The 878-nt window shown below is 51.8% G+C and carries 1 protein-coding gene; it reads left to right on the top strand.

The genetic code is table 11. The features are described 5' to 3' along the window. Positions 1–878, top strand: an 878-nt coding sequence (gene tuf / locus JCM2850_RS15985; protein ID WP_025873115.1) for an elongation factor Tu, incomplete at both ends; no start/stop codon positions are given.

Genomic DNA, 878 nt, shown 5'->3' on the forward strand with positions numbered 1-878 from the left:
GCGCCAGAAGAAAAGGCACGTGGCATTACCATCAACACCTCGCACGTAGAATACGAAACTGCAACTCGTCACTACGCTCACGTTGACTGCCCAGGCCACGCTGACTATGTTAAGAACATGATTACTGGTGCTGCGCAGATGGACGGCGCGATCCTGGTTGTGTCTGCTGCTGACGGCCCAATGCCACAAACCCGTGAACACATCCTGCTGGCACGCCAAGTTGGCGTACCTTACATCATCGTCTTCCTGAACAAGGCTGACATGGTGGATGACGCAGAACTGCTGGAACTGGTTGAAATGGAAGTGCGTGAATTGCTTTCCAAGTACGACTTCCCAGGTGATGACACCCCTATCGTTAAGGGTTCCGCTAAGCTGGCACTGGAAGGCGACCAATCTGACATTGGTGAACCTGCCATCTTCCGTTTGGCTGATGCACTTGACAGCTACATCCCAACACCAGAGCGCGCAATCGACGGCACCTTCCTGATGCCAGTTGAAGACGTATTCTCCATCTCTGGTCGTGGTACCGTGGTAACTGGCCGTATCGAACGCGGTATCGTTAAAGTTGGTGACGAAATCGAAATCGTTGGTATCAAGGCAACCCAAAAGACCACCTGTACTGGTGTTGAAATGTTCCGCAAGCTGCTGGATCAAGGTCAAGCTGGTGACAACGTAGGCGTATTGCTGCGTGGTACCAAGCGTGAAGACGTTGAACGTGGTCAAGTTCTGTCCAAGTCCGGTTCCATCAAGCCACACACCAAATTCACTGCCGAAATCTACGTATTGGGCAAGGATGAAGGTGGTCGTCATACACCATTCTTCAATGGCTACCGTCCACAGTTCTACTTCCGTACCACTGACGTAACTGGTGCTGTTGA

It is taken from the genome of Methylobacillus glycogenes JCM 2850 (assembly GCF_000617925.1).
Classification (GTDB): Bacteria; Pseudomonadota; Gammaproteobacteria; order Burkholderiales; family Methylophilaceae; genus Methylobacillus; species Methylobacillus glycogenes.